Source organism: Paenibacillus nasutitermitis (genome assembly GCF_014641075.1).
GTDB lineage: Bacteria > Bacillota > Bacilli > Paenibacillales > Paenibacillaceae > Paenibacillus_Z > Paenibacillus_Z nasutitermitis.
This window is the reverse complement of sequence record NZ_BMHP01000001.1, coordinates 1597803-1621712: the sequence shown is the minus strand read 5'-3', so window position 1 is coordinate 1621712 and position 23910 is coordinate 1597803. Positions and strand designations below refer to the sequence as shown.

Annotated in this window: 16 protein-coding genes and 1 pseudogene; 2 read left to right on the top strand and 15 right to left on the bottom strand. The window is 53.4% G+C overall.

Going from position 1 to position 23910, the window contains the following annotated elements:
- Nucleotides 1-52: 52 nt before the first annotated feature.
- On the bottom strand, nt 53-457 hold the full coding sequence (locus IEY46_RS06880) for a CBS domain-containing protein (RefSeq protein WP_188991762.1): 405 nt from the start codon (nt 455-457) through the stop codon (nt 53-55).
- A 24-nt stretch (nt 458-481) separates the two neighbouring features.
- A pseudogene (locus IEY46_RS06875) lies at nt 482-823 on the bottom strand (YugN family protein); the annotation flags it as partial.
- A gap of 267 nt (nt 824-1090) precedes the next feature.
- Here IEY46_RS06875 and IEY46_RS06870 point away from each other — a divergent pair.
- Both IEY46_RS06870 and IEY46_RS06865 read left to right on the top strand, forming a co-directional pair.
- Nucleotides 1091-2359 (top strand): ArnT family glycosyltransferase, encoded by a 1269-nt coding sequence (locus IEY46_RS06870; protein WP_188990392.1) that lies wholly within the window; start codon nt 1091-1093, stop codon nt 2357-2359.
- Between the two features lie 49 nt (nt 2360-2408).
- Nucleotides 2409-4412: a stalk domain-containing protein gene (locus tag IEY46_RS06865; RefSeq protein ID WP_188990390.1), complete on the top strand. Its 2004-nt coding sequence runs from the start codon at nt 2409-2411 to the stop codon at nt 4410-4412.
- A gap of 60 nt (nt 4413-4472) precedes the next feature.
- On the opposite strand, the gene IEY46_RS06860 is transcribed toward IEY46_RS06865, so the two are convergent.
- The 13 genes from IEY46_RS06860 to IEY46_RS06800 form a co-directional block, all read right to left on the bottom strand.
- Nucleotides 4473-4820 (bottom strand): hypothetical protein, encoded by a 348-nt coding sequence (locus IEY46_RS06860; RefSeq protein WP_188990388.1) that lies wholly within the window; start codon nt 4818-4820, stop codon nt 4473-4475.
- 71 nt (nt 4821-4891) lie between these two features.
- The gene (locus tag IEY46_RS06855) at nt 4892-5257 is read right to left on the bottom strand and encodes a VOC family protein (protein WP_188990386.1); all 366 of its coding nucleotides are present in this window, start codon (nt 5255-5257) and stop codon (nt 4892-4894) included.
- 257 nt (nt 5258-5514) lie between these two features.
- Nucleotides 5515-6717, bottom strand: coding sequence for an SGNH/GDSL hydrolase family protein (locus IEY46_RS06850; RefSeq protein ID WP_188990384.1), 1203 nt, complete (start codon nt 6715-6717; stop codon nt 5515-5517).
- Between the two features lie 45 nt (nt 6718-6762).
- On the bottom strand, nt 6763-9678 hold the full coding sequence (locus IEY46_RS06845; RefSeq protein WP_188990382.1) for a glycoside hydrolase family 99-like domain-containing protein: 2916 nt from the start codon (nt 9676-9678) through the stop codon (nt 6763-6765).
- Between the two features lie 167 nt (nt 9679-9845).
- Nucleotides 9846-11288, bottom strand: a complete 1443-nt coding sequence (locus tag IEY46_RS06840; protein ID WP_188990380.1) for an ABC transporter substrate-binding protein — start codon at nt 11286-11288, stop codon at nt 9846-9848.
- 204 nt (nt 11289-11492) lie between these two features.
- Nucleotides 11493-12500 carry a carbohydrate ABC transporter permease gene (locus IEY46_RS06835; RefSeq protein WP_188990378.1) on the bottom strand — a complete coding sequence of 336 codons (1008 nt, stop codon included), beginning with the start codon at nt 12498-12500 and terminating at the stop codon, nt 11493-11495.
- 2 nt (nt 12501-12502) lie between these two features.
- Nucleotides 12503-13417 (bottom strand): carbohydrate ABC transporter permease, encoded by a 915-nt coding sequence (locus IEY46_RS06830; RefSeq protein ID WP_229750113.1) that lies wholly within the window; start codon nt 13415-13417, stop codon nt 12503-12505.
- Nucleotides 13401-15641 carry a DUF5696 domain-containing protein gene (locus IEY46_RS06825; protein ID WP_188990376.1) on the bottom strand — a complete coding sequence of 747 codons (2241 nt, stop codon included), beginning with the start codon at nt 15639-15641 and terminating at the stop codon, nt 13401-13403. The genes IEY46_RS06830 and IEY46_RS06825 overlap by 17 nt, the downstream gene beginning before the upstream one ends.
- Nucleotides 15634-17676 carry a YIP1 family protein gene (locus IEY46_RS06820; RefSeq protein ID WP_188990374.1) on the bottom strand — a complete coding sequence of 681 codons (2043 nt, stop codon included), beginning with the start codon at nt 17674-17676 and terminating at the stop codon, nt 15634-15636. The genes IEY46_RS06825 and IEY46_RS06820 overlap by 8 nt, the downstream gene beginning before the upstream one ends.
- Nucleotides 17677-17697: 21 nt before the next feature.
- Nucleotides 17698-18558, bottom strand: coding sequence for a carbohydrate ABC transporter permease (locus IEY46_RS06815; protein ID WP_229750112.1), 861 nt, complete (start codon nt 18556-18558; stop codon nt 17698-17700).
- Nucleotides 18559-18561: 3 nt separating this feature from the next.
- Entirely contained in the window at nt 18562-19545 is a 984-nt protein-coding gene (locus tag IEY46_RS06810) for a carbohydrate ABC transporter permease (protein ID WP_229750111.1), read from the bottom strand.
- On the bottom strand, nt 19542-22535 hold the full coding sequence (locus tag IEY46_RS06805) for an extracellular solute-binding protein (protein WP_188990372.1): 2994 nt from the start codon (nt 22533-22535) through the stop codon (nt 19542-19544). The genes IEY46_RS06810 and IEY46_RS06805 overlap by 4 nt, the downstream gene beginning before the upstream one ends.
- Nucleotides 22532-23668 carry an ABC transporter ATP-binding protein gene (locus IEY46_RS06800; protein WP_188991754.1) on the bottom strand — a complete coding sequence of 379 codons (1137 nt, stop codon included), beginning with the start codon at nt 23666-23668 and terminating at the stop codon, nt 22532-22534. The genes IEY46_RS06805 and IEY46_RS06800 overlap by 4 nt, the downstream gene beginning before the upstream one ends.
- Nucleotides 23669-23910 lie beyond the last annotated feature (242 nt).

Below are 23910 nucleotides of genomic sequence, written 5' to 3'. Positions count from 1 at the left end.
ACTCTCAAGATCAAGAAATCCTGAGAGTATCTTTCTTTAGGATGCCTGAACGTCAGGCTTCTGCGGGAAGGGAGATCCGGCCCAATGTTTCCCCGGCCTCATGAGCCAAAACCTTGCGGATCGCGATATCCCCCAGAGCAACGATGCCGAGCAGACGTCCTTTGTCCACAACGGGAAGCCGTCGTATTTGTTCTTTGGCCATGATTCTCGCCGCTTCTTCCACCGTGGTGCTAGGGCGGATAGACGTTATATTCCTGCTGACAATTTCCCCGACAGTCACGGATTCTAATTGATGGTCCGCATATCCCCGGATGACCAGATCACGGTCGGTAATAACGCCCGCCAGTTCTCGGCCCTCGCCAACAACCGGCAGGAAACCTATATTGTGGTCCCGCATCAGCAAGGCCGCTTGATGAAGACTGGCGTCCACCATTATAGTCACGCAGTCCCTGGTCATGATTTCGTTCACGCCTTCCGCATGGCTGAGCAGGCTTTGCAGCTCCGACAGCTTGCGCCGCGATATTTTCAGCACAGATTCGGGAATCGGCGATTCATAATCCAATCCATGGGGAAAAGTTGCTCTTCCGATATAAGCCTCGCCCAATACCAACACCGCATAAGGAGATTCCAGCTTACCTTCAATGGCCCTGGCGTTGAAACGGAGAAAATAATCCTCATTATCCGTTTTCTCTTCTATTTTCAAGTCATAAGTCGCCCGTGTATACTCCCACTGCCAGCGAACGAACCCGAGTTTCGTTGTGATTTCATCCAAATAAGCAAGATCATTTACGAGTCCTTTTATGCCGGCATTTTCAATAATCAAATGAATCCCTCCTGTCACACCTTATCCTGATACTACTACCATACTTTAGATTCTTCCCTGTGTATGCGGCTAAATAGGGATAAAGTGTGCCTTTTTGATGTCTATTTTTTGAATTTTCGATCAATAAACCATCAGGCACCTTAAGAAATTGTTAAGTATTGCGGCACCGGGCTGTTAAGATTCCTTTCCTATACTTGTTCTCGAAGCGAGCCTGCAGGGAATTCGATTATCGGGGCAAAAATTGAGGATGGAAAGGAACATGCCTGCATGTCTTTGATTGCAAAAAAATTCAAAATCATGAACAAAACAGTGATGGCCATTATGCTGCTTATTGCGGTCATAGCGGTATTTCTGAGATTCGACTTCCTGCTTTCCGTCAGTCATCAAGTTTCTCACGACACGATTAATTACGATGTGATGGTCAGACAGCTGCTCGACAAAGGGATTTATGCATACAAAAGCACCGAATCCAACGCACAGGTATCTCCTGGCTATCCTCTGTTTATGGCAGCCGTCTACAAGCTGGCCGGTTATGAGCAGCATGATCCTTTCCCGTATATCCGGTATATCCAGGTTTTCCTGAGCCTGGTTACGATCGTTCTCGCTGGCCGGATCGCCACAAGACTGGGAGGGCTCTATGCCGGATTGATTAGCGCAGCGATTATGGCTGTTTATCCGCCTTTTATCTGGGCGAACGGAGCGATCCTGACCGAAACGCTGGCTTCAATGCTCCTGCTGCTTTATCTCAATCTTCAGCTTGCCGCATTCGAGAAGACAACCACTTGGTCCGCCATGCTTGCAGGTGCAGCAATGGGACTTCTGGTGCTGACGCGCTCTGAGTTTTTGATTATGCTGGCGGCAAGTTATCTGTTTTATTGGATCTGGAAGAAAGATACCCTGCGTATGTCCAAGCTTCTCTTGTTTACAGCGCTTGGCACTGCCCTGATTCTATCTCCGTGGGTGGCTAGGAATATGATTACCTTGCATCAACCTGTCATTGCATCCACACAGGTTAATCCGTTTGCAGCCGGAACGTATCCGGACAAGAATTATGAGGACGGACTTGTTGACCGCCATAACAAAACTCAGATGGAAGTGGCCAGGGAGAGGCTTAAAGTCGGGTTTACGGAGCATACCTGGACATTCGTGAAATGGTATACCGTTGGGAAAATCAAGTATATCTACGGAAAAATGTTTTTTGGATCCGGCCATTCGCCCTTGTATCCGGTCATTCCATTCCGGCAGGCCTTCCACATCGGAACGATGGTTGCAGGTCTGGGCGCAGTTGCCCTCCTTCTGCGGCAATGGAGGCAGCCTGCGCTGCTCCTTGTCATTCTGCTGGCCGCCATCTCCATCACCAGGCTCGCGTTTGTGCCGGAGTACCGCTACAACTTTACCGCAATGCCCATATTTATGATTCTTGACGGCTTGCTGGCTGCCATGCTGACCCGTTCGATTGCCAGACGCTTCAACTGGAAGAACCGACTGCCCGCGGAAGATTTCAGCCGCGGGAAACACAAAGAGAATGCCGCATAACGGCGCGCTTACAATCATACACACATACACACTGGAGGAACCCATACTTATGCGATTTCAATCTGCGGGATTAGCCGCACTTCTTGTTTCCTGCGGGCTGTCTGCCGGAAATACCGCCAGCGCCCTGCCGGCAGACCCTGCAGCGCAACAAATAAGCAATTTGTCTAATGCAGATCAAACATCCGGAGCGTTAAACTTTACACTGAACAGTACAAGCGTGCAGGCCGGCAATAAAAGCTACTTGTCTCCCCGTCCTATGGCAGTTAAGAACGGAGTGTCCTACGTCGGTTTGCGTTTTATGGCCGAGCGGCTGGGCGCCAAGGTCCTTTATGATGCCAGAACGAAAGAAACGCTTGTAAGCAGCGGAACCGTCGAACTGCGGTATGTAACCGGCAGCAAAACCTTTAAAATCAATGGAAAAGCAGCCACGTTGAAAGGGATAGCTTATGCTGACCGCAATATACTGATGGTCCCATTGACCTCGTTTACCCAAGGCTTGGGTCTGCCCTATCAGTTCAACGGAAAAAAGATCACCGTGCAGCTTGAAGTCAAGCCTATCGCTTCCTTCCGGGTCCAGCAAAGCGAAATCATTGCCGGGGAAACGATGGTTTCTTACGAGCCGTCGTCAAGCTCGCCAAGAGGATTGGCTATTGTCGATGAAAGATGGGAGGGCCGGCAGGATACATTCTCGGAGCCCGGGTCCTATACCGTAAGCTATTCCGTCATGGATGAAGACGGGATGTGGAGCGATCCCTATATTCAAACTTTGCAGGTCAGCAGACGCAATGAAGCGCCTGTCGCCTTGTTTGCAACGGACAAGGGCGAATACCGGATGGGCGAACCCGTTACGATAACCGATCAGAGCACCGATGATGAGGATGCTATCACGGACCGCGTATGGACAAACAACGAAGGGGCCTTCTTTGAGCCCGGAACGGTCACCATCACGTTGATCGTAACCGACAAACACGGGGCTTCTTCCGAGTTCCGCAAGGATATCCGCGTCCTGTCTGAAGCTCTATATACGGAAAAGGAATTCCGCTTGCTGTTCACGCCGCAGGGGAAGAATATTGCCATTGACGGATCCGCAGTCAAAACGATGAACGCTCTGCCCTACACCTATACAACGGAGCCGGAAACCTTATTCCGCAGCAGCGGTCCCGAATCTGTCTATGAGGACGGTATCCTGTATCAGGATGTGATCACAGGCACTGCACGGTTCCTGCTGCATCACAAAAATAAGACGAACCGCAAAGCTAAAATCCAGGTTATCGCTCAAAACCAAGGTAGCGAGCCTGCTCTGCTGCATGTCACAGGAGAAGGATTAGCTGGCCCCACCCCTCATCCGGAACTCGCCGGCAAGCTGTCGCTGTCGAGATACTTCGAGTCCATACTAATGGGCGGAAGTCCCAAATCCATTATGCTGGAGCCTGGCCAAAGCATGCTTGTATTCGACAGTCTGACAGCAGCGAATCCAATGAGCCAGAACGATATTATTACCTTTGTTGGAGAGTTGACCAGCGATTCGGCGATCACGTACACATCGGTGCTTGTTGCTGCGGACAAAGATCCCTTCGCCGCCTTCCCGGCGCTTCCTGCCCTGGATCCCAAAGAATCCATCGTCCGGGGGACCTTTGCGGATTCAAACCGGATATTTGAATACAACGATACGGTTGGCGGACAAACGGTCAAGCTGTCGCTTACCGACAATCGTGAAGACCCTTTCCAGTATGGGACGGATGGGATGAAGGGGACAGAAGCGATGAACTCCGGCAATTACGGAGTCATGTACAAGCTGAGGCTGTACCGTGTCGCACCTCATACCTTGATTGCCTTCAACCCTCGCGGGGGTCTGTTTACCGGAGCGGCACTCGTCAATGATAAGGTCATCAATTTCTCCCATCTCGGGACAGCCAGCGCTGTCAATGAAGCCAGCGTCCTCTACCGGACAGGAGATGCCGAAGAGGCGGTCGAGATTTGGATCAGCCCCTCGGCGGGCAGCAACCTGCCCTTCTGTCTGCTGTTCATGCCCCTGCCAGAGAAACGCGAATAAATTCAGGTAAGAGGACACAAACGCTCAGGATCCCGGGATTCTGAGCGTTTCAACATTTATTCATAGGGACATATGCTCCAGGATCTGTTTTTTTATTTCCTCCGGATGATGGATTTGAAAAACAACATTTTCGAACTGGTGATTGGCCAATTCCAGCACAACGACATCTTTATGATTTTCATATGAAATAAACGACCATTTGCTGGTCAGCAAAAAACGTCCTTCTCTGATGTCAGCTATCGAAGTGCCTATCCTAAAGCTTAATAATGGTATATTGAAGTCTTCGATTGTCACGGCCTTTATGGCTGAAAAGGGAATTTCCACCTGGCGTTTCAGCGCCGCGGCACTTGTTAGTCCACTCAAATGCAAGATCAATGCGTGAGGAGTAAATTCAAGAGTTCTGGACATTTCATGATGCTCCTTCCAAATCTTATATCCAAGCCGGACTGTTTAATCGACAATTAAAAAGGTATGATGGCTCATTTTCCAACTAATACAAATACATTTGCATCAGGAGCTTCCATGACGGCGATATGTCCAGATTCGGTTGCAAAAGGAGTCCGAATCCATTGTATTTCTTCGTTCTTGCTCAATTCATCGTATGCCTGCCGAACATCGTCAACATATATTTCAATTTCGGTAAAGGTAATTTCAGGGTGATTGCTCAGCACAAGTTCAGAACTGTCCTTTGAAGGGAATTTCAATCCGATCACTGTCCAAGTCGATCCGTTCTCCAATATTCGTTCTATCTTCCAGTTTTCTGTTAAGCCCATTGATGTATAAAACGAAAGTGACTTTTCAATATCTTTAGTATGAATACTTACGCATTCCAACTTTTTAAACATTCGACCACATCTCCTTAAACTCACTAATAAGAACAAATGTTCCCAAAAAGATTATACCACTATTTCCCACCCTGTACAGCAACTATATTTCTAACTTGATATACAGGAACGCAACCCCTCCCCGCCATGAACAATAGATACGACACGACAAATAGAGCGGCTTATCACCACTCCATTTGCAAAAATGGTATTTAAATTGTGCATCACTTTCGAATAGGTGCTCTACTGACCAGAGTATCGGGTTTCTTGCTTATACCTTAATGAATGACACCAATGTATCCCAGTCTGAAGTGCGTTCCCGTGCATTCCGGCCTGTCGCCGTGCGTAACCTCGATCTCGATTTCATGAGGACCGTTCTCCCATTCGTCGCTTAACGTCGTGAATCGGAACCAGCCTTCATTAATACACCAGTCCTCCCTGTCGCGGCTGACATCAACCGCTTCGCCTCCATCCAGCCTATAGCGGAATTCCGATGCCAGCTTGCCGAAGTCAAAGCCGAGCGCCAGTCCCCGTCCGTTGAAACGAAACCGCAGCTTCGCTCCGATCGCCGAGGTGACAAGCATATGGTCGATCCATACCAACGTGCTGCTGCGCTGGATCGTCCACGGACCTTCCAGCTCAACTTGCGAGAACGGAAGCAGGCTGACCTCTCCCCAATGCAACGGATCAAGCGGTTCCGGCAATACAGAAGCTAGCGAATCCGTCCCCCCTGTTCCTGCGGAGGCGCCGCTGCTTATTGAAGCGGATTGTGCCGGTCCGTCTGAATCCACCGGCCTGGGATCCGGATTAGCCCCTTTGGCTGAGGTAGTCTCCGAACTTGCGGTTTCTGTAGGCAGCTCCCGCTCCAGAAATGCGATCACGCTCTGCGCATAGCTGAAACTGCCGCGATGAGTCGGATGCAGGCCGTCGGGCAGCCATTCCTCCCATGTCATCGATCCGTTCTTGACTTCTTCAAAGGCATACAGCCCCATCCATACGGAGCTGATTCCGTAATGTTCAGCCAACTGCTCAAACTCCTCAATCGAATCCGGTTGTTCGCCTTTGAACATCGGTTCATACATCGCCTGCAAATAGGTATAAGTCAGCACAAGATCGGCATGCCCCCAGCCCAGAAGCTGGCGCAGAAGTCCTTCGCGGGTTTTCTTGCGCATCCCGGACGCCGTATAATAATCGTTAACCGCATATTCGACGAAGACGATATCGCAATTGCGTGAGGTAATATCTCTAGCTGCCCGGAAAACGGCCGACTCGCTGCCCGTGGCGCCAATCGCCGCATTCTCCACAATAAACCGCACGTCTGGATAACGGTTGGCCAGCCAGTTCATGACTTTCTCCGGCCAGTTATGCCCAGGTCTGGCGTCTGTGATCGACCCGCCCAGAAACCCGACGGTCACCTGCCCCCTGCCCATCGCTTGAAGCATCCGCCCCAAGGGATGCCTGTATCGCCATATTTGATTCATTAAGCATAAATCTCTTCTCATATCATGTATTTCGCATACAGCAGATTAGCTGCGCCCATCCTTGATCTCCAGCGGCCCCGAACCTGCAGGTTCCCTGCGAATATCGGTGATTCGAACCCCATCTACCCCGCTATCAACATCAGGCTTAATATGAAGCGCCGTATAGGCTTCGCTGCCCGGCAGATCGATAGCGAGCCGTTCGATACGGATGCCGTGGACATTATCGAGCAAGATAGCTGGCTGTCCTGCTGCCGATTCGCCATCAGTGAACGATATCCTGTTATCGCATAGTACGATCGATTCGGCAGACTGGGCGTCCACAATGACATTCCGCGGATTGAGGAACTGATTGCCGGCAATCGTAATGCCTCTGGTTGCCCTCCCCCTCTTGATATTGGCAGGCGCGCCCGTCAGCGCCATCGCCGCAATGTATACTGCCGGTACCCAGCCACCGTATCCCACCCCGCGAAACGTATTGCCGCGAATCGTAATGTCATGGGAGACCGGTCCTTCCTCCCAATCCGGCTCGTGTTGAACCGCCACTCCCCACCCTTCCACATTCTCGAAGATATTGTTTTCAACCGTGGCGTTGACAGTCTTGAGCAGCACACCACGTCCGCGATGCCGGCCGAAATAATTGCCGCGGATTATGGCTCCCTGCCCGCAGGCGGACAGGTTGTAGACATGATCCGCATCATGGAAGCCGGCTCCCGCAGCAATGCCTTCTACACTCCGCTGCAGCTTGACGAGATATTTCCCAGGACCATCCGGTTCCGCGTTCTTGACTTGCACTTCAGCCCGGATGCAGCCGCTCCCAGGGTCATAAATCTGCAGCATGTCGCCTGCATCCGCCTGGAACAAGCCGCCTCTGATGACCAGATCCGTTCCCTCAGACGCTTCAACTATGGCTCCGGCTCTGGCGTGAATGTTGATCGCGTCATCGCCCATTCCTTCGAATGAGCACTGCTCGATCAATAATCCGCCGCGTGTTCCCAGATTATGGATGCCATCTCCATTGGCAGATAGAAGCCGTCCAGATCCCGGTAGTACTTCTACACGAAGCGCCCGGATCGAGACATCTTCGTTCTGTCCCCATATCGACGCAAGCGAAGGACCGGCATAGATGGTCACACCGTCAACTGCCGCTTTGCGGGTGCGCCAGAAATTGATTGCGCTCTCTGAATGACGGCGGGCCATATGGGCATACCGATCCCCAACCTTCATCTCAGCACTTCGCATCATTGCGTGATCGGCGGAATGGAATCTCCATACCCGGTCACGAACATGCTCCCATGAGGTGGTAAACAGCGGATGTGGTCCATAGCGGGCAGTCAGCGGATCCTCGTTGTTCACAAGCAGCCCCCATAGTCCCTCGGATATATAAAAATAGGATTCGCTCGGGAGCCGGTATTCCGGATCGATCGCAACCTCGTACATCCCTTTTTCTTCATCAACGGCCGTAACGGTTCCCTGCGTGTAAGGCAGTGGATCATAATCGACGGCGAAATGGGCCAGGAGCACATTCTCGCTATCCTGCACCTCGACTCCCCCGATCCGGGGATTGGTCACGACGATCACCGTATCGCTGCCTTCTCCGCGCAGCGTCAGATTCCGGGCTGCCTGGATCATGATTGCTGCTCGCTCGCCTTCTTCGCCGTTTACAAGATAACGTCCCCGCTCCAGGCGGATAATAGCTGGCCCCCCTTGTACGCGAGCCGCTTCGATAGCAGCGCGGATGCCAGGCCCGGCATCGGAGCTGCTATCCGGTACGGCTCCATAATCCCGTGCCTGTAGGACGCGGACATCATCTGTTGCAAGCAATCCCTGTTCTCTTGCTTTCCGGTAGAGGGAATCATAAGGACCGAATCCCAACTGATCCGGCGTGCGATAATCCGGTACATTGCCGCTATCGGCCGCAAAAACGTCGCGTACAGCCTGCAAATAACGGAATCCGCCTTGTTCATGAGGAGCGATATAATGGCCTTCTCCCCACTCATTCCAGTTATCGAGCAGCAGCATTCGGCTGCCAAGACTATCCTCGGGCAAGCTGTCCATCAACGATTTTGTTTCGGACAGAACCTGCCGGTATTCGTCCGGCCCCAGAGTCCAACGCGTCACCTCATCCGGCGTGCGGCCCCCGCGTCCGTAATGCCAGGGCAGCGGATCCCAACCCACCGAGACGGTCGGCACAAATCCGCGTGTGTCAAATTCCGCCCGCAGCTTCATCGCATCCAGCTGGCTTCCGGCTGCCTGCTCTGGCTCCGGCCTGGTCTGTGCGGTATGCCAGCAATAAGCGAAGCTATGGGTAAATCCGCAAGCGGCGATGCGTGCGAGCATTTCGGGATCGGTCCCTCTGTATTCGCATTGGGCGGTCAACCCTTGAAATCCGGCTTCCCTGCATTTGGCTTCCAGAATGCACAACGCCTCGCGGACTTTCCCGGTACCGCCTAACTGATCGATTAACTTGTCGATATGATAGACATACAGAACTGGCTTTCCGTCGATCGTCAAATAGCTTGGATGGCTGAAATACCGCTCCAGCCAATAAGGAAACAGATTGTCCAGCAGATCCGATTCGGAATCCGCTCCGCCCGCATTCTCATTCTCCCACATGATGGCGAACTTGAATCGGTCGGCATAACGCGCCTGCATAAATCCGTCATGAAGCGCATGCGCGAGGTATACCGAATCATCTGTGACCGTATAACCTGTATTCCCTTTGTCCCGGTACCAGCAATAAACAAAAAAGCCGATGCCATGCTCCAGCGCCCATTTGATTTCCCAATCCGCCACCTCGGGATTGCCTTCATCATATAATCCGAGCAGCGGCCGCCGCTCCGGATACGGTTCAATAAGCTCCCATCCAAAATGCTCCCCCTGCTTCCAGCCTGGAAAATAATGAGCACCAACCAGGTATCGGGTCTCGGCAGGTCTGGGCTCGGGAACGTAGGATTCTGCCATTCCTTTCTTCCTCCTTCTAATAACGTTTCAGCCAAAGCCACATTCTGCTGTGATATCAGCCGCCGGATAAAAGACCTTATCCGTGAAATCCGCCTGCACTTTTTCAGAACAGGCGGACAACAGTAAGGTCATATCGTTACATTATGTGCATCTAAATGCATCGCCGATTAACGGCTGGAGTTGAATTTATCGGCAGCCGGCAAGAAGATATCGCTGACTTTGGCCGAGTCCAGCAGAATTTGATCCAGCCCGCCATAAATCGTATTGTAATAATCGCCGAAATCTTTAATGTTTGCTCCTACATTCGCGCAGCATGTTTCTCCGGTGTACAGCTGCTTAATCGTATCGGTATTTTTCCCTTCCCAAGCTTTATTGGATAAAAGGTAGTCCTGCTGCTCCTGGTCAAGTCCCCAAGGCGTCTGGCCGTCATCGATAGCGAATTTAATGCCTTCCTTGGACAAGCCATATTTGTAATACAACCAGGCTTCTTCTTTATGCTTGGAAGCGCTTAACATCGTGAACGGCGCATTGAACAGCGTTGTCGGCTGCGAGACCGATCCTTTCGGATATGGGAGTACATCCCAATCGAACTGGGCTTGATCGCGGAGGTTGCCGGTATACCAGACTCCGTTCGAATCAAACAGCGCCTTGCCCTGCATAAATGCATCCGACAAGCTTTGCTCCGTCGCTTTGGCGCGATCGGGAATGACGTGGTGTTTGGTTTGCAGCTCCTGCACCCACTGCACGTCAGCCAATACTTCAGGCGTGCTCGCTACGCTTTTGCTCATATCTTCATTGAGGAAGGTATGATTGGCAGCATGCCCGTTGGCGATAGCCAAAGCACTGGGCAAATACCGGGAAATGCCTATGGACGGAGCAAGCCCCCATTCACCTGCAGCCGGATCAGTCGCCTGTTTGGCCATATTGAGCAAATCATCATACGTCCAATCCGGTGAAGGCATCTCCAAGCCATGCTTTGCCAGCAGGTCTTTATTGACGAAGAAAAGGAATGGAGCGGCATTTGCTCCAGGCAGCGCCAATTGTTTGCCGCCTACTTTGTAAGCATTCAGGAAGCTGACAGGGAAATTAACGCTTTTCAGATCGGCGTCTTTATCCAGCCATGGGCCAAGATCTTCGAACAGTTCCTGCCCGGAGGTCAGTTCATCCGCCCCGATAATGTCTGCAGGTGTCCCGGCGGCCTGCAGGGCAACCGCTTTGGCCACTTTGGCAGCAGGCCCTTCAAGCACCGTTTCGATTTTGATCGTGATCCATGGATAATGCTTCTGGAAATCCTCGATCATCGATTTTACCCCCGGCTCCTCGCCGGTCCAGTTGTTGATGATCGTCAGCGTAACCGGATCATGTTTCTCCGGCTCGGCCGGCTCGTCATTTTGCTTCTCCGAAGTGTTGTTTGTCCCCGAATTCGTCTGCTTATTGCCTTCTCCGGCGGTATTGCCCGTCTTCGTCCCATCGGTATTGCTTGAGCAGGCGCTCATCGCCAGCGCGAAAATCATCAAAAGAATTAATGTGACCGTAAACGACATCCGGCTGTATTTCCTCTTTATCCCCATACTCGTATCCTCCAATGTGGTTGATTGTTTCCTCTTCAATGAACGGTCCCCTGATTCGCTTTAATGGTTCATTCTTACAGGCTTTTCTTTCATTCTGCTTCATACTCCCGCAGTTACGGATCGCTGTCTCGAAGCGATTACATCCTGCACCACCTCCTCTCAAGGAATAAAAACAACGCACCCTCTCTGGGGCAAATACATTTCCTTATCCAGTCTGCGTACCCACTCTCCTGCAAAAGCCAGCTATTCCACCAGCCCGGTACGCTCGATTCCTTCGGTAAACCACCGCTGTGCCGCCATATACACAAGCGATGGAGGCAGCAGAATGAGGAAAGCGGCTGCCATCTTGGCGCCTTCGGTTACCGGGTTAAGCTGAATATTCAGCGCATTGAACTGATTGCCGGTCAGCACCAGCTCCAGATTGTCCAGCCGGATCGAGAGCGGCGTGAAGCTTCCCGACAGAAACATCGACGCTTCGTAATACATGTTCCAATACCAGATGAACGAGAACAGAAACACGACCACACAAGCCGATGAGGACAAAGGGAGCATAATCCGCCAGAACAGACGGAATGCCGAAGCGCCGTCCAGCTTCGCGGCTTCCACCAGCGCCTGCGGCTGGCCGATAAAAAACTGGCGGAAAATAATGATAAACAGCGCGCTCCGCAGTCCCTGTCCAAGCAGCGCCGGAATCAGGAAAACGAACGGCGTGTTGATTAGTCCCAGCTTGCCGTAGATGACGAACAGTGGAATGACATACACCTGCGGCGGGATCAGGAACGTCACCATAACGAGAAAGAACAGCAGATTGCGCCCGGGAAAATGGAGCCTTGCCAGCGCATAACCTGTTACCGCGCATACGAAGACCTGAAAAATCGAGCAGCCCAGGGCAATCGTCAAGGTGCTGGTGAACGCTTGCGGATACTTCAATCCCCGCCATGCTTTGACGATATTGTCCAGATTCCAGTCCCTCGGCAAGTAGTTGACCGTCGGATCGATCAGATCGCTAAGACTTTTGAACATCGTCGTTACGATATAAAGCAGCGGCTGCAAATATAGAAAGGCAACCACAAACAGCACAAGATAGATGAGGATACGCGCAATCCAACCGTCATTTGTATGCTTGCCCAGCAGCGCCAGCTTGATCTTTTGCCCCTGCTTGCCTTGCACAAAGGCTGCAGCCGACCGCAGACTGGAACCGGGGAAGAGACGGGGGGCCTTGTTCTTATGGACATTCGCATCGGACTTCATCGTTATCCCCGCCTTTCTTTGCCAGCCCGGCTGGTGAACCAGATCACCAGCAGCATCAGCAGCAGCACGCCCGCAAAATACAGCCAGGCCATCGCGCTGGAATAGCCATATCCGGTATCCTGCTTGAACATATGTTTGCTCACCAGCTCCATAATGGGATTAAACGGAAATGTAAACAGATCGACAAGGGTGTACAAGGTGCATAGTCCGATATAGGGTTTCATGCCGGGAAGCGTTATTTTCCAAAAGCTCTCCCAGGGTGATGCCCCGTCGATTCGGACCGCTTCATAGATGGCGCCCGGAATCGTCTGGAACCCGGCAATGAAGATCAGAATCTGCACGCCTGAGTACCAGAGGATGATTACGGCCTGGCTGAGTACATTCAGCACCGGCTCGGCGAACTGCTTGCCGACGGCGTTCGCCACAAGCGGCTCAAGTCCGTATTGGCTGATGAAGGGCAGCTCGCCCTGCCCCTGACGGAACAGCTCCAGCAGCACCTGGCCGGTTGCGAAGATGACCGGCAGGAAGAACACGGCGCGAAGCAGCATCCGGCCCGGAAATTTCTGATTGAGCAAAATCGAAACGAGAAACGAGAATATGATAATCAACGGAACGATCAGAATCATTTCCTGGAAGTAAAGAATCATTTTCACGGTATATTCGCTGTCCTCGAACAGCACCCGCATGAAATTATCAAACCCTACGAAGCGGTATGTGAATCCTGTAGCATTAAAGGAAACGGTGTGGAAGCTCATATACAGCGACCACCCCAACGGGAAGGCGGTGAACACTCCGAATCCGATCACCCAAGGAAGCATAAACAGATACCCCGTCCCATACTCCCGCCACTTGTACAGCTGCCGCCCCGTTCTCCCGCCTGTACGCTGTTCCAGCTTGGCTTTACCGGCTGCGGCCATTTGAATCCTCCTTATCTACGCGGAACGTGAGCGTTTTATAATCAACTTCTACCTGAATGCCGTTGGCATAGGTGGTAATATAGATGCCTTCCGCCTTCTTGCGGTGGCCGACAATCATTTGGTCGTAAACGGATGAAAGCTCGACAAACTTGCCGTATTCCGCTATCACTCTGTCTTTCCATTTGGTGAAATGGGTGCTATACAAGTCATTGGACAGCGTGTAGCGGATATTGATGGAAGGCTCGTAAGTGAGTACAAAAGACGGTACGGCCCCATATTCAATCGATTTCAGCAGCTCCTCGTCGTAACGGTCGCGCAAATTGCCGGGTGAGAACGAATAGGGCAGCGATCCATGCAGCACAATCGGGTAGAAAGGAACCGTTTCGTCCACATTCATATCGTAGCTGGTCTCGAAAGGAAGCCGGGCAATACCGTCGACAGAGCCCAGCGTATAATCGTATCCGCCGTTCACCGAGGCGCTGCCCAATTGACGCTGAGCATACCGCATGACGCTTTCGAACAGCGCGGCGGTATCATCCCGCTCAGCCTTGGCCGCCTGGTTGCGGTCGTGGTACAGCAGACTGCCGTAACTGCCGAAGAGGATACCGTCGGCGCCAAGCTGCTTCAGCTCGTTCACAGCCTGATAAGCCCGGCCGGCCGAACGGGCCGGCGCCATCGCAATATCGCCGTCCATGAGCAATACCGTGCCGTCCATACTGCGGATGCCGTCCGTTCTGGCAGAGATCCCGTCTGCCGCTTCGTCATACCAGACAAAACCATGCTCGAACAGCACTTTGTAGCCGGATTCATGCATGCGATCGATAAACGCTTCAGCTCCCTTGCTGCCGCCTAATGCCTGCTCCACCGGGAAAATATCCGGCTGTCCGCGGTCGCCGCCTTTCTCCCAGCCCTGCAGGATAATATTCATCCGCTCGACTCCCCCTTCTTTTAACTCACCGACCATTGCCTCCGCCTGCTTGAAGGTGGTGGCTGCGGCATAACGGGAGCCAAACGCCGCTTTGCCGGAATTCCCGCCAAGAAGCGTCAACTCCAAGGGAATCTTCTCGCCAGGCCCGATCATTCCGGGCAGCCTGCCTGCATCCTGCAAATAACTCCGGTAAGATGCCGCCATTTCCACATAACCGACATCGCTTCCCGACAGCAGCCGGTATTCGACCGTGCGATCACGGTCCAGCCGCTCTCGCTCGATCGTATTGACCGGAGCGCTCAGCTTGCTCAGCCGCTGACCGTACTCGTTGCGGTACACCCATTCCACGCTGACCGCGTTGAAGCTGGAGACGATGCCGGCCGGCTGAGCCGTTACATAGCTTTCATACTGACCGCTCTTCATGACCGCGACGAATGCGTCATTGCCGCGCTTGAGCCCGAAGACAGGATAAGCAACAGATGTCTGCCGTACCTTCTCCGCATCTGTATTGCCGGTAAGCCCGCTGCCGTAAAGCGGATAGCGGTAGCCTTTGCCTCCCGGCGTGCGGTTGTCGTCAAAGTGAATCAGTCCGCCCGGTCCGTCAGGCACAAACAGATACCCGCTATCGCCCCCTCCGCTTTGCACCGCACCGAAAAAAGGAAGCACCTGCAGCGAGACGATAAACATGCTTCCTTCCTCGCGAATGCTCTGCGACGGCACACTCACCTCCAGTCCTTCACCGGTAAGCGTGTACCGGATGGCGAACGACAGCTTCAGCTTCGGGAGACTGTAATCAACCTGCACCGCACTTGCGGCACGCTGGTAGCCGATCGTCATATTTTTGTCCGCCGCATTGACCTTCTGCCGCTGCGTCTTGCCGGCTTCATGGTATTCCAGAATGAACGGCGACTTCAGATTGGAGAGCAGAAGTCCTTTCACCTTCTCGCCTGCGAGCTGCTCCGCTGTCGGGCTGCTGCGCCATAAATAGCCCGATTGTTTGTTGCGAACGGCGATTCCGCCTCCGGCTGCCGGATCGAGATAAAGCACAAACCGTTTATTCTCGTCAACCTGGATGTAACCATCCGCATCGGGTTGTCCGGGTACCCAGTTCTCGCCAAGGGCGGCAGGCAGGAACGCCTTCGACGGAATTTCCAGCTTCATTTCATCCAAATCCGGCACATGTTCGCTGCCCGAGGCTCTGATTCCCCAGACAAGAAGCAGCATAAAAACCGCAGCAATGACGATCCAGCCGGTGGGTCTGATCCGGCGCATGAGTTGCCCGCCAACCTCAAACATATTGGCCCACCTCCCTTGTCAGCTCGTAGATGAAGTTATAAACGTTATAGGAAAGCGCCCCCAATATAATCAGCAGCACCCAGATAACAACAATCGTAAACAGCGTAATCAGTGAATTTTTGAACGCTTCCATAAAGTCGAAATTGTGGATGACCTGCGTCATGACAAACAACAGCAGCGCTACCCACAGCCACATGACCTGCAATAGGCCGTCAACAATGATGCGCTCTTCCAGCACCACGATATTCGTCAGCACAATCACCGGCGCCATCAGAAGTATGTAAGGAACTAGGGCATATACGCTGGCCTGCAGCACTTCCCGAAAGCGGCCCTCGCCGTCCTTAACCGTACTGACCAGATAGTTGGCGACCACCCAGGTGGACCAAACGCCCAGCAGTTTCAGCAGCGGGGTCCACGGATCCTTGAAGGCGGCAGGTTCCGGATCAAACACAAAACCGGTCCAGTAGGTGCGGCAAACCGTCAATGCGATCGCCAGCAGCATAATAATCAGTAAGGTGAGATAGGAAACTTTGCGTTCTTTGATCCGGTAAAAGCCTTCATACGGATGCAGCATGACATACCGGAAATCGCGCCACTCCTGCCGGTATTTGCGCATACCTTGCGGCAGGCTCAGATGATCCGCCGCATATGCGGCCAGAGGCCGCTTCGCGAACCGCAGGATCAACCCTACAGCGAGAGCGGCCGCAGCGGTAACCGCGAGGTAGCTCCTGATCCAATCCAGCCGGACATTCCAGAATGATTCCGAATAGCCTTTGGCATCCCCTCCCAGCTTGAAATAGGCCAAGGATTCACTGTAACGTTTGCCGTACAATGCGGCTTCGCCCAGTCCTTTGTAACTGGCGTCGATCATTTCGTTCAATCCGACGGCCTTCCTCCAGCCAGTCTCACTGTCCGCGTAATATCCTTTGTCATACAGTGCCATCGCTTTGAGGATCGTCAGCCCGAATTCGGTCGGTGCGAATACCTGAATCGTATTCAGCTTGCTGTCCGCGATCCAGATTTCCTGCTCTGAGCTCAGCGCAATGGCGGTCGGGAAACTGAACAACCCCAGTCTGCTTGCCTGAGTGCTGATGCCCCCGAAGCGAAACAACGGGCGCCCGGACGGGTCATAAATCCCTACTGTGTTGTCAGGGTTGCGGGCCAGCGAGAACAGAAAGCCGTTGGGATCCACCGCGACATCCACCAGCTGATCCAGCTTCTCCAGGGTAATGCCGCCAAGCATGTCGACTCCGCCGGCATTCAGCTTCTTGATCTGTCCGCTGAATACGCCGAAATTAGCCGTCAGCAGGAAACCGTCCCGGTCTATTGCGATATTGCCGACCTCGCCGGGAAGCGCGGCTTTCTCTTTCTTTAGCTGCTCTTTGGACAGCACCTGGCGCTGGATCCACTGCGTGAAGCTCAAGCTTGCTTTGTTGGCTCCGAAAAATCCGGTAAATGCACCTTGAGCGTTCATTCGCACGATCCCCTGATAAGAACCTTTGGATACCGCATAGATGGTACTGCGTTCATCGACAGCCACCTTGGCCGGAACAAAATAATACGATTCCGGCAGCAGCTCCGATTCCGGCTTGCCGAATGCGCGGACAAATGTTCCGCCGCTGTCGTACACCGCGATCCGGCGGTTGCCGGTATCCGCTGCATAAACCGTTCCGTCGCCGGTCACGTAAACGCCTTCCGGCGCATTCAGCTTGCCTTCTCCTTCCTCCGCGCCGATCTGCCGGATATAGTTGCCCGTGCGGTCCAGGACGGCGATCCTGTTATTGCCGGTATCGGCGACATAGACGCTGTCATCAGCCGTAATATACAGATCGCTCGGCTCCGACAAAGCCGGGGTACCCCCTTCGCCGATGCCTGTAACCGCAAGACGCGGCGTATACAACGGCTGCGTTCCCCAGGTCTGGCCTGTCGAGGTGATGATATACTCCGTCCAGTACGGCAGCGATGCGGAAGCGGCCGCGGGCAGGAGCAAGAAGAAAATGCCGAGCAGCGCCAGTATTTTTGTGATGGATGACATTTGCTTTGCTTGCCCCCTTCTTTATTCTTTAATGCCCGAGCTGATCATGGTCTCCATCACCCTGCCCTGGAAAAGCAGAAAAATGACCAGGTTCGGCAGGAACATCATGAGTCCGGCCGCGGCCATCATGCCTTGGCCGGAAACGCTGTTCTGCGCCGCGTTGCCGAGTGTCTGCACATAGGCCGGCAGCGTCTTGAGCGTTTCATCGTGAATGAATAACGTCGATGCTTCCGTATCGCCCCATACCGCCTGGAACGTAAGAATAGATACGGTGGCGACTGCCGGCATAGCCAGCGGCATGACGATACGGATGAATATGCCCCACTCCGATGCTCCGTCGATTTTGGCTGCCTCCAGAAGCGCGTCGGGAATTTGCCCGATAAACTGGATCAGCAGGAATACGGACACAGGCGCAGCGACAAAAGGCAGGATATGGGCGAAATACGTATCATTGATGCCAAGACCGCTGATGATCAGGTAACGCGGAATTTGTACCGTCTCCGAAGCGAACATCAGGGAGACGTAAATGAGCGACATAATAAAAGCTTTAAAGTGAAACCGGTATTTGGCCAGCACATAAGCGGCCATTGAGCTGACCACAACCACGGCAACCAGCGCTGTGCATACGACAAACACGCTGTTGAACAGATAGCGGGTGAAGGGCACCAGATCGCCTGAGGTCGATCCCAGCAGCCTCTCGAAATTTTGAACGGTTGGATGGCTCACGAGAAACCGCGGCGGGAACAGAAAAAGTTCGTTAAGCGGCTTGAATGCATGATTGAACAGAAACACGATCGGCAGCAACATGAACAGCGCAAGTGCCGTAAGGGCGACCAGCAGGAGGATAGGTCCGGTGCGCAAGCGTTTAATGGAGAAGTTCACGTTCTATTCGTCCTCCTTTGGCAAAAACAGCCGGTAGCAAAACCTCAGGACGAGAAAGCTGACCACAAGCAGCATGACGCACAAGGCTGAAGCGTACCCAAGCTCAAAACGCAAGTAAGCGTAATCGTCGATATGATTGATCATCAGATGACCCCCGTACATCGGCGTGATCGGCTGACCGGTCAACTGGACGGATATCGCTCCCGCTTTCAGCGTCCCGACAATCGTCATAACCGCGCTGAACAGCATTTGCGGCCGGATTGAAGGAATGGTGATATAAAACACTTCCTGCAGCGGGCTTTTGATGCCATCGATCCGTCCTGCTTCATATAGCTCTCTGCTAACGGTCTGCAGGCCGGCAAGAATCGCCAGAAACCCGATGCTGAAGCTGGTCCAGAGTGAGACGACAATCATGATTTTCATCAAATAACGCGGGTCCTGCAGCCACAACACCGGTGAATCGATGAAGCCCATTTGCAGCAGCAGATGATTCATATACCCGACACGGTCCCCGCTGAAGGCTGCCGCCCACACCACTACCAGCGCTACGCCGCCAGCCAGGGAAGGGGCGTAGAACGCAAGTGTGTAGTAATCCCGCACCCGCTTGGGCAGCTGGTGAATCAGCCAGGCGAAGGCGAAGCTGAGCAGATAGCCGCCCGGCCCGACGATGATGGCGAACTTCAGCGTATTGGGCAGCGCATATTTCAGGAATACTTTATCCTGGGAAATAATCGCAATGAAATTATCCAGTCCCACCAGCCGCGGGAAAGCGAATCCGTTGAAGGAAGTAAAGCTGAGCAGCGCTGCCATCATGACCGGCACAAGAATGAAGACGGCGAACGAAAGCAGGAACGGTGCAAGAAACAGATACAGAATCCGGTCCCGCCACAGCTCGCGGACAAATCGGTTCAAATTGTGCATGGGGGCAGCTGCGGCACGCGCTTTCCGGACAGATGAATGGACAGGCGTGTTGACAGACGGATTCACGGGTTTGCACCTCCTGCAATTGAAAAGTCATACGGCTTAAGAGCTTCAGGGACTTGAAGATCGGTGTCCGGCGGCAAGCCGAAATCATCCTGCTTCCGTCTCATCTCGCGCTCCAGATCGCTGGCACCGGCCTCCAGCGCTTCCTTGGCCGGTACGGCCCGCAGCACGGCGTCGTTCCAGGCGAAATCCATAATTCGCGGCAGGAAATAATGGCCCGGCACGATCGGCACATTGCTCCCCCAGCGGAGCTGCTCCTTCATGGCGGAGAGATCCTGCTGCGGCCATGGCATTGATAACAGCGCATTGACATTAGCTGTATTCCAACGGTACTCCAAACCATAATAGGACTCGATGTCGCTGCCATAACGGCGCTGTACATCGGTTGCGGTCCACCATTTCATAAACTGCCAGGCCTGCTGTTTCTTATCGCTTTTCTTCATGATCATCGCAGCCGATGTCGGCTGCTGCGCCCAGCGTTCGACCACACCACCCGAATTTTTGATCCCTGGCAGAGGGGCCATTTTCCACTGGCCTGCAATATCCGGAGCGGCAACATTCAGCATGATATAGGTCGAGAAATCGGCAATTCCGATCGGAACGTCGCCCTTGCGGAAATGCTCGAGAAACGACGGCACATCCTGCGGGAACAAATATTTTCCGAACAACTCGCTCCATTGGGTGAAAGCATGAAGCGCGTTCTTCTCCCCGAGCAGGGTTCCGGTACCCGTCTTGTTATAGAAACTCGCTTTATTCTCCAGAAACAAGGTTGCGAAATCCTTGGGCGGATAATAGAACGCCATACCCTGCTCCTGCAGCGTCGGCAGCATTCTGTATACGTCCTCCCAGGTGTCAGGAGGCTCAAGACCGAGTCCCGACAAAATATCCGAGCGGTAATAGAGGGCGGAAAAGTTCTGAATTTCCGGGAGCCCGTAGACACCGCCGTTAAAGCGGTACCCATTCATGACGCCTGGAATAAACCGCTGCATGACTTCGTCGAAACCTTCATAGCCGGACAGATCCTCCACGGCGCCCCGCATTGCATAATCGACCGGCATATCGCCGGATACGCCCAATACCAGGTCAGGCTGGTCGCCGGCGGCGTTGCTCAGAATCAGCGCATTGGGATTGGGCATCAGATTCACGTTAACCGTAATCCCCGTCTGCGGCGTAAATTCCTGCTCGATCATCTGGTTCAGCAAATCGGCGTAATCCCTGCCCCGCTGTACCCAGATGGTAATGGCGTCCTCTTTGTTGAGCGACTTCTCGTTATAAGACATCGTGAAGGTGCGCGCGAAATCAACGGCTGAATACCAGAGATAACTTGCGGTGCTTGCCGTTTTCAAGCCGGTTTGCGCGCCGGGCGTACGCAGTACGATATAATCCAGCATCAAGGGCTGGTCGGTCTGTTGATTGAGCCAAAGGGCAAGCGAGCTCTGGGCCACAGACAGATCGGCAATCCGGTCCGGAATGCCATCGATATCATTCAGGTAGTCTTGAAGCGTGTCGACGACCACCCGGATCGAAGTCACGGCATCGGTCCGGTTCTGATGCACGCCCTCCAGATATGCCGCCGTCTGGTTCAGCCTTACGAGCATCGCGTTCAAGTCTTCTTCAATGCCCGGATAATAGGTGGCCAAATTCCAGGTCCGGTTCACGTCGATATTCGTTCCTCCCCGTCCAAAGCCGTAATTTCCGGAGATTTGGCGGATCTTGCGGTCGAACGAATTCAGTTCGGCGATCGATTTCTTCATCGCTTCGGCTGCCGGTTCTAACTGCGTCGCATCTGCAGTTAAACGAATCGTATGCGCTCCCCGCTTCAGGTAAATACGGTAGGGACGGCCCTCCCCGTCCTGAAGGGGTAGCAGCTCGAGATGGCCGGTTTCCGGCAGCTTGTAATGTAGCAGCTCGCGGAAAGGGACTTTGCCGTCGATGGCGACGGTCCGGTAAACATTGCTTTTGCTGCGCCAGGTCTGCGCATATTTCAGCTCGATTTCATAGAAACCGTCCCTGGGTGCCTCCATGGTCCATTCCACCCATTCGCCGGCATTCTTCCAGCGCTCTCCGCCAATCGCGTTGTAGACGATGCGCCCCTTCGGATCCGGGGAGACAGCCGGTTCGCGGACGGAAGCCGTCTGGATGCCCGGTTTCGATTTGCTGCTGAATTTCTCAGCTTCATAGATGTGAAACCAAGGCTCTCCCGGCGCGGACGTGCCGGTTCCTTCCGCTTCGGATAGATATTGCTCATACGCCGGGGCAATCTTAGCTGGGGTCCAGCTTAAAGACGCAAGCTTCAACTGCCCGCTGCCTGCCGTCATCCGCAGTACATGCTCTCCTCCGGAAAGCTGCCACATTAGCGGCTCCGATGAAACGGCGTAATTGCTGATCGTCCCCGATTTCCAGCCGCCGATTTCCGTTTGTACGGGACGTATTTCGTTGCCAAGCTTGTTTTTCACGTATGGAAATTGCGAGTCCTTCCAATAACGGTCCAGCGCAAGGGACTTTGCTTCCTCGAACGGATAGCTCCCATCGATCTGAAAACCCCGCATAATGGAATCGTAGCTGCCGGACTGCGGTGCATATTGTATTTGCAGCTGGTACAGGCCATCCTCCGGAATGCGGAAATGCCACTCTACCCAGCCTTGGTCATTGTTCCAGGCCAATGCCGTATCCCCGCCGCCCTCCTCCTCTGTCTGTTCGATTGCCGCATCGGATGACTTGCCGCTGTAGGAGGAGGCCGTTATGACAACCGCCTCCCCAAGGCCGTCTCCCGGCTGCGGATAGCTGCGCGCAAGCTCCCGGTAAGCAGGCGGTACGGCACCCGCTCCGTCAGTTCCCGCTTCAGCTTCCTTGTCCGGAACCGATTCAAGTGCGGCGGCAGCCATAACCGGATAGGCAATCTGCTCAGCCGTCAGCGAGCGGTAAGCCAGAAAGCCTGCGGCAAGCACGATAATTCCGATTAGTGTGGCGACAGACCGATTGATGCGAATCATCGGCCATCATCCCTAGCTGCGAGGATCGCCTTCCCGCTTTCTTTTTCGAAGAAAACGGCTTTATCCAACAAAACAACCACTTCGATCCGTTCCTGTAGCTGTACCTGCGTATGCGCTTCCACCCGGAAAATCAGGTCTTTGGTTTGCCCGATGCCGAGGAACACGAACGTATCCGCCCCCATCAGCTCCTTCATTTCCACAATGCCGCTTACCTTCCATTGCGGATAAGTTTCATGCGCATGGGCGGACATCAGAATATGTTCCGGCCTGATACCCAATACGAGGTTTCGCAGATTAACGCCCGAACGCTTCAGGAGCCCGGCGGTCTGAGCAGGCAATGCCAGTCTCATCCGCTTGTTCTCGAAATAATAATCGCCTTCCCGCTCGGTCATCTGCCCCTCGATAAAGTTCATCTGCGGCGAGCCGATAAAGCCGGCGACGAACATATTGACCGGACGGTCATATAGCTGCTGCGGCGGCGCCACCTGCTGAATGCGTCCGTCCTTCATCACCACGATCCGGGTACCCATCGTCATAGCTTCGGTCTGGTCATGCGTGACGTACACCGCCGTTGTCTGCAGCTGGCTGTGCAGCTTGATCAGCTCGGCCCGCGTCTGGGTGCGCAGCTTCGCGTCCAGATTGGAGAGCGGCTCATCCATCAGGAACACCTGCGGCTCCCGCACAATAGCCCTTCCCAGTGCAACCCGCTGTTTCTGGCCGCCTGACAGCTGGTTCGGACGTTTACCGAGCAGCGCTCCGATCTCCAATATTTTGGCCGCTCTGTCCACTCTGAGCTGAACTTCATGTTTCGCCACTTTGCGCAGCTTGAGGCCCAGGGCCATATTCTCGAAGACGGAAAGATTCGGATACAGCGCATAATTTTGAAATACCATGGCGATATCGCGGTTCTTGGGCGAGACATAATTGATATATTTGTCGCCGATATAAATATCCCCGCGGGATACGTCCTCAAGTCCTGCCAGCATCCGCAGCGTCGTTGTTTTGCCGCAACCCGACGGCCCGACCAGGACAAGAAACTCCCCGTCTTCAATATCCAGATGAAAATCTTCCACCGAGGGTCGGTCCTCTTTGTTATAAAATTTGTATACATGATGAAATTTCACGCCGGCCACAGCGGGCACCCCCACTTCCACTTCAGTCAATTGGTTGCTTGGGCTTCACCCAACTCCATACGACCAGCTTACTGGATCCTCATACCGATTGATTTGGCCATTCCATCGCTTTATTTGTCCGATTGTTTTGTTGTATGCGAGTGTTCAGAATATACCGAGACAGGCGAGCCCTCTGGTTCTGTGAAAAGAGGACCCGCCCAAGCGATGCCCCAGGCGGGTCCAAACGTCAAGCTTATAAATCA

What these genes read in the sequence shown, in the direction of transcription:
- IEY46_RS06880 (WP_188991762.1), bottom strand. Translation starts at nt 457, where the DNA reads ATGACCAGGGACTGCGTGACTATAATGGTGGACGCCAGTCTTCATCAA.
- IEY46_RS06870 (WP_188990392.1), top strand. Translation starts at nt 1,091, where the DNA reads ATGTCTTTGATTGCAAAAAAATTCAAAATCATGAACAAAACAGTGATG.
- IEY46_RS06865 (WP_188990390.1), top strand. Translation starts at nt 2,409, where the DNA reads ATGCGATTTCAATCTGCGGGATTAGCCGCACTTCTTGTTTCCTGCGGG.
- IEY46_RS06860 (WP_188990388.1), bottom strand. Translation starts at nt 4,820, where the DNA reads ATGTCCAGAACTCTTGAATTTACTCCTCACGCATTGATCTTGCATTTG.
- IEY46_RS06855 (WP_188990386.1), bottom strand. Translation starts at nt 5,257, where the DNA reads ATGTTTAAAAAGTTGGAATGCGTAAGTATTCATACTAAAGATATTGAA.
- IEY46_RS06850 (WP_188990384.1), bottom strand. Translation starts at nt 6,717, where the DNA reads ATGAATCAAATATGGCGATACAGGCATCCCTTGGGGCGGATGCTTCAA.
- IEY46_RS06845 (WP_188990382.1), bottom strand. Translation starts at nt 9,678, where the DNA reads ATGGCAGAATCCTACGTTCCCGAGCCCAGACCTGCCGAGACCCGATAC.
- IEY46_RS06835 (WP_188990378.1), bottom strand. Translation starts at nt 12,500, where the DNA reads ATGAAGTCCGATGCGAATGTCCATAAGAACAAGGCCCCCCGTCTCTTC.
- IEY46_RS06830 (WP_229750113.1), bottom strand. Translation starts at nt 13,417, where the DNA reads ATGGCCGCAGCCGGTAAAGCCAAGCTGGAACAGCGTACAGGCGGGAGA.
- IEY46_RS06825 (WP_188990376.1), bottom strand. Translation starts at nt 15,641, where the DNA reads ATGTTTGAGGTTGGCGGGCAACTCATGCGCCGGATCAGACCCACCGGC.
- IEY46_RS06820 (WP_188990374.1), bottom strand. Translation starts at nt 17,676, where the DNA reads ATGTCATCCATCACAAAAATACTGGCGCTGCTCGGCATTTTCTTCTTG.
- IEY46_RS06805 (WP_188990372.1), bottom strand. Translation starts at nt 22,535, where the DNA reads ATGATTCGCATCAATCGGTCTGTCGCCACACTAATCGGAATTATCGTG.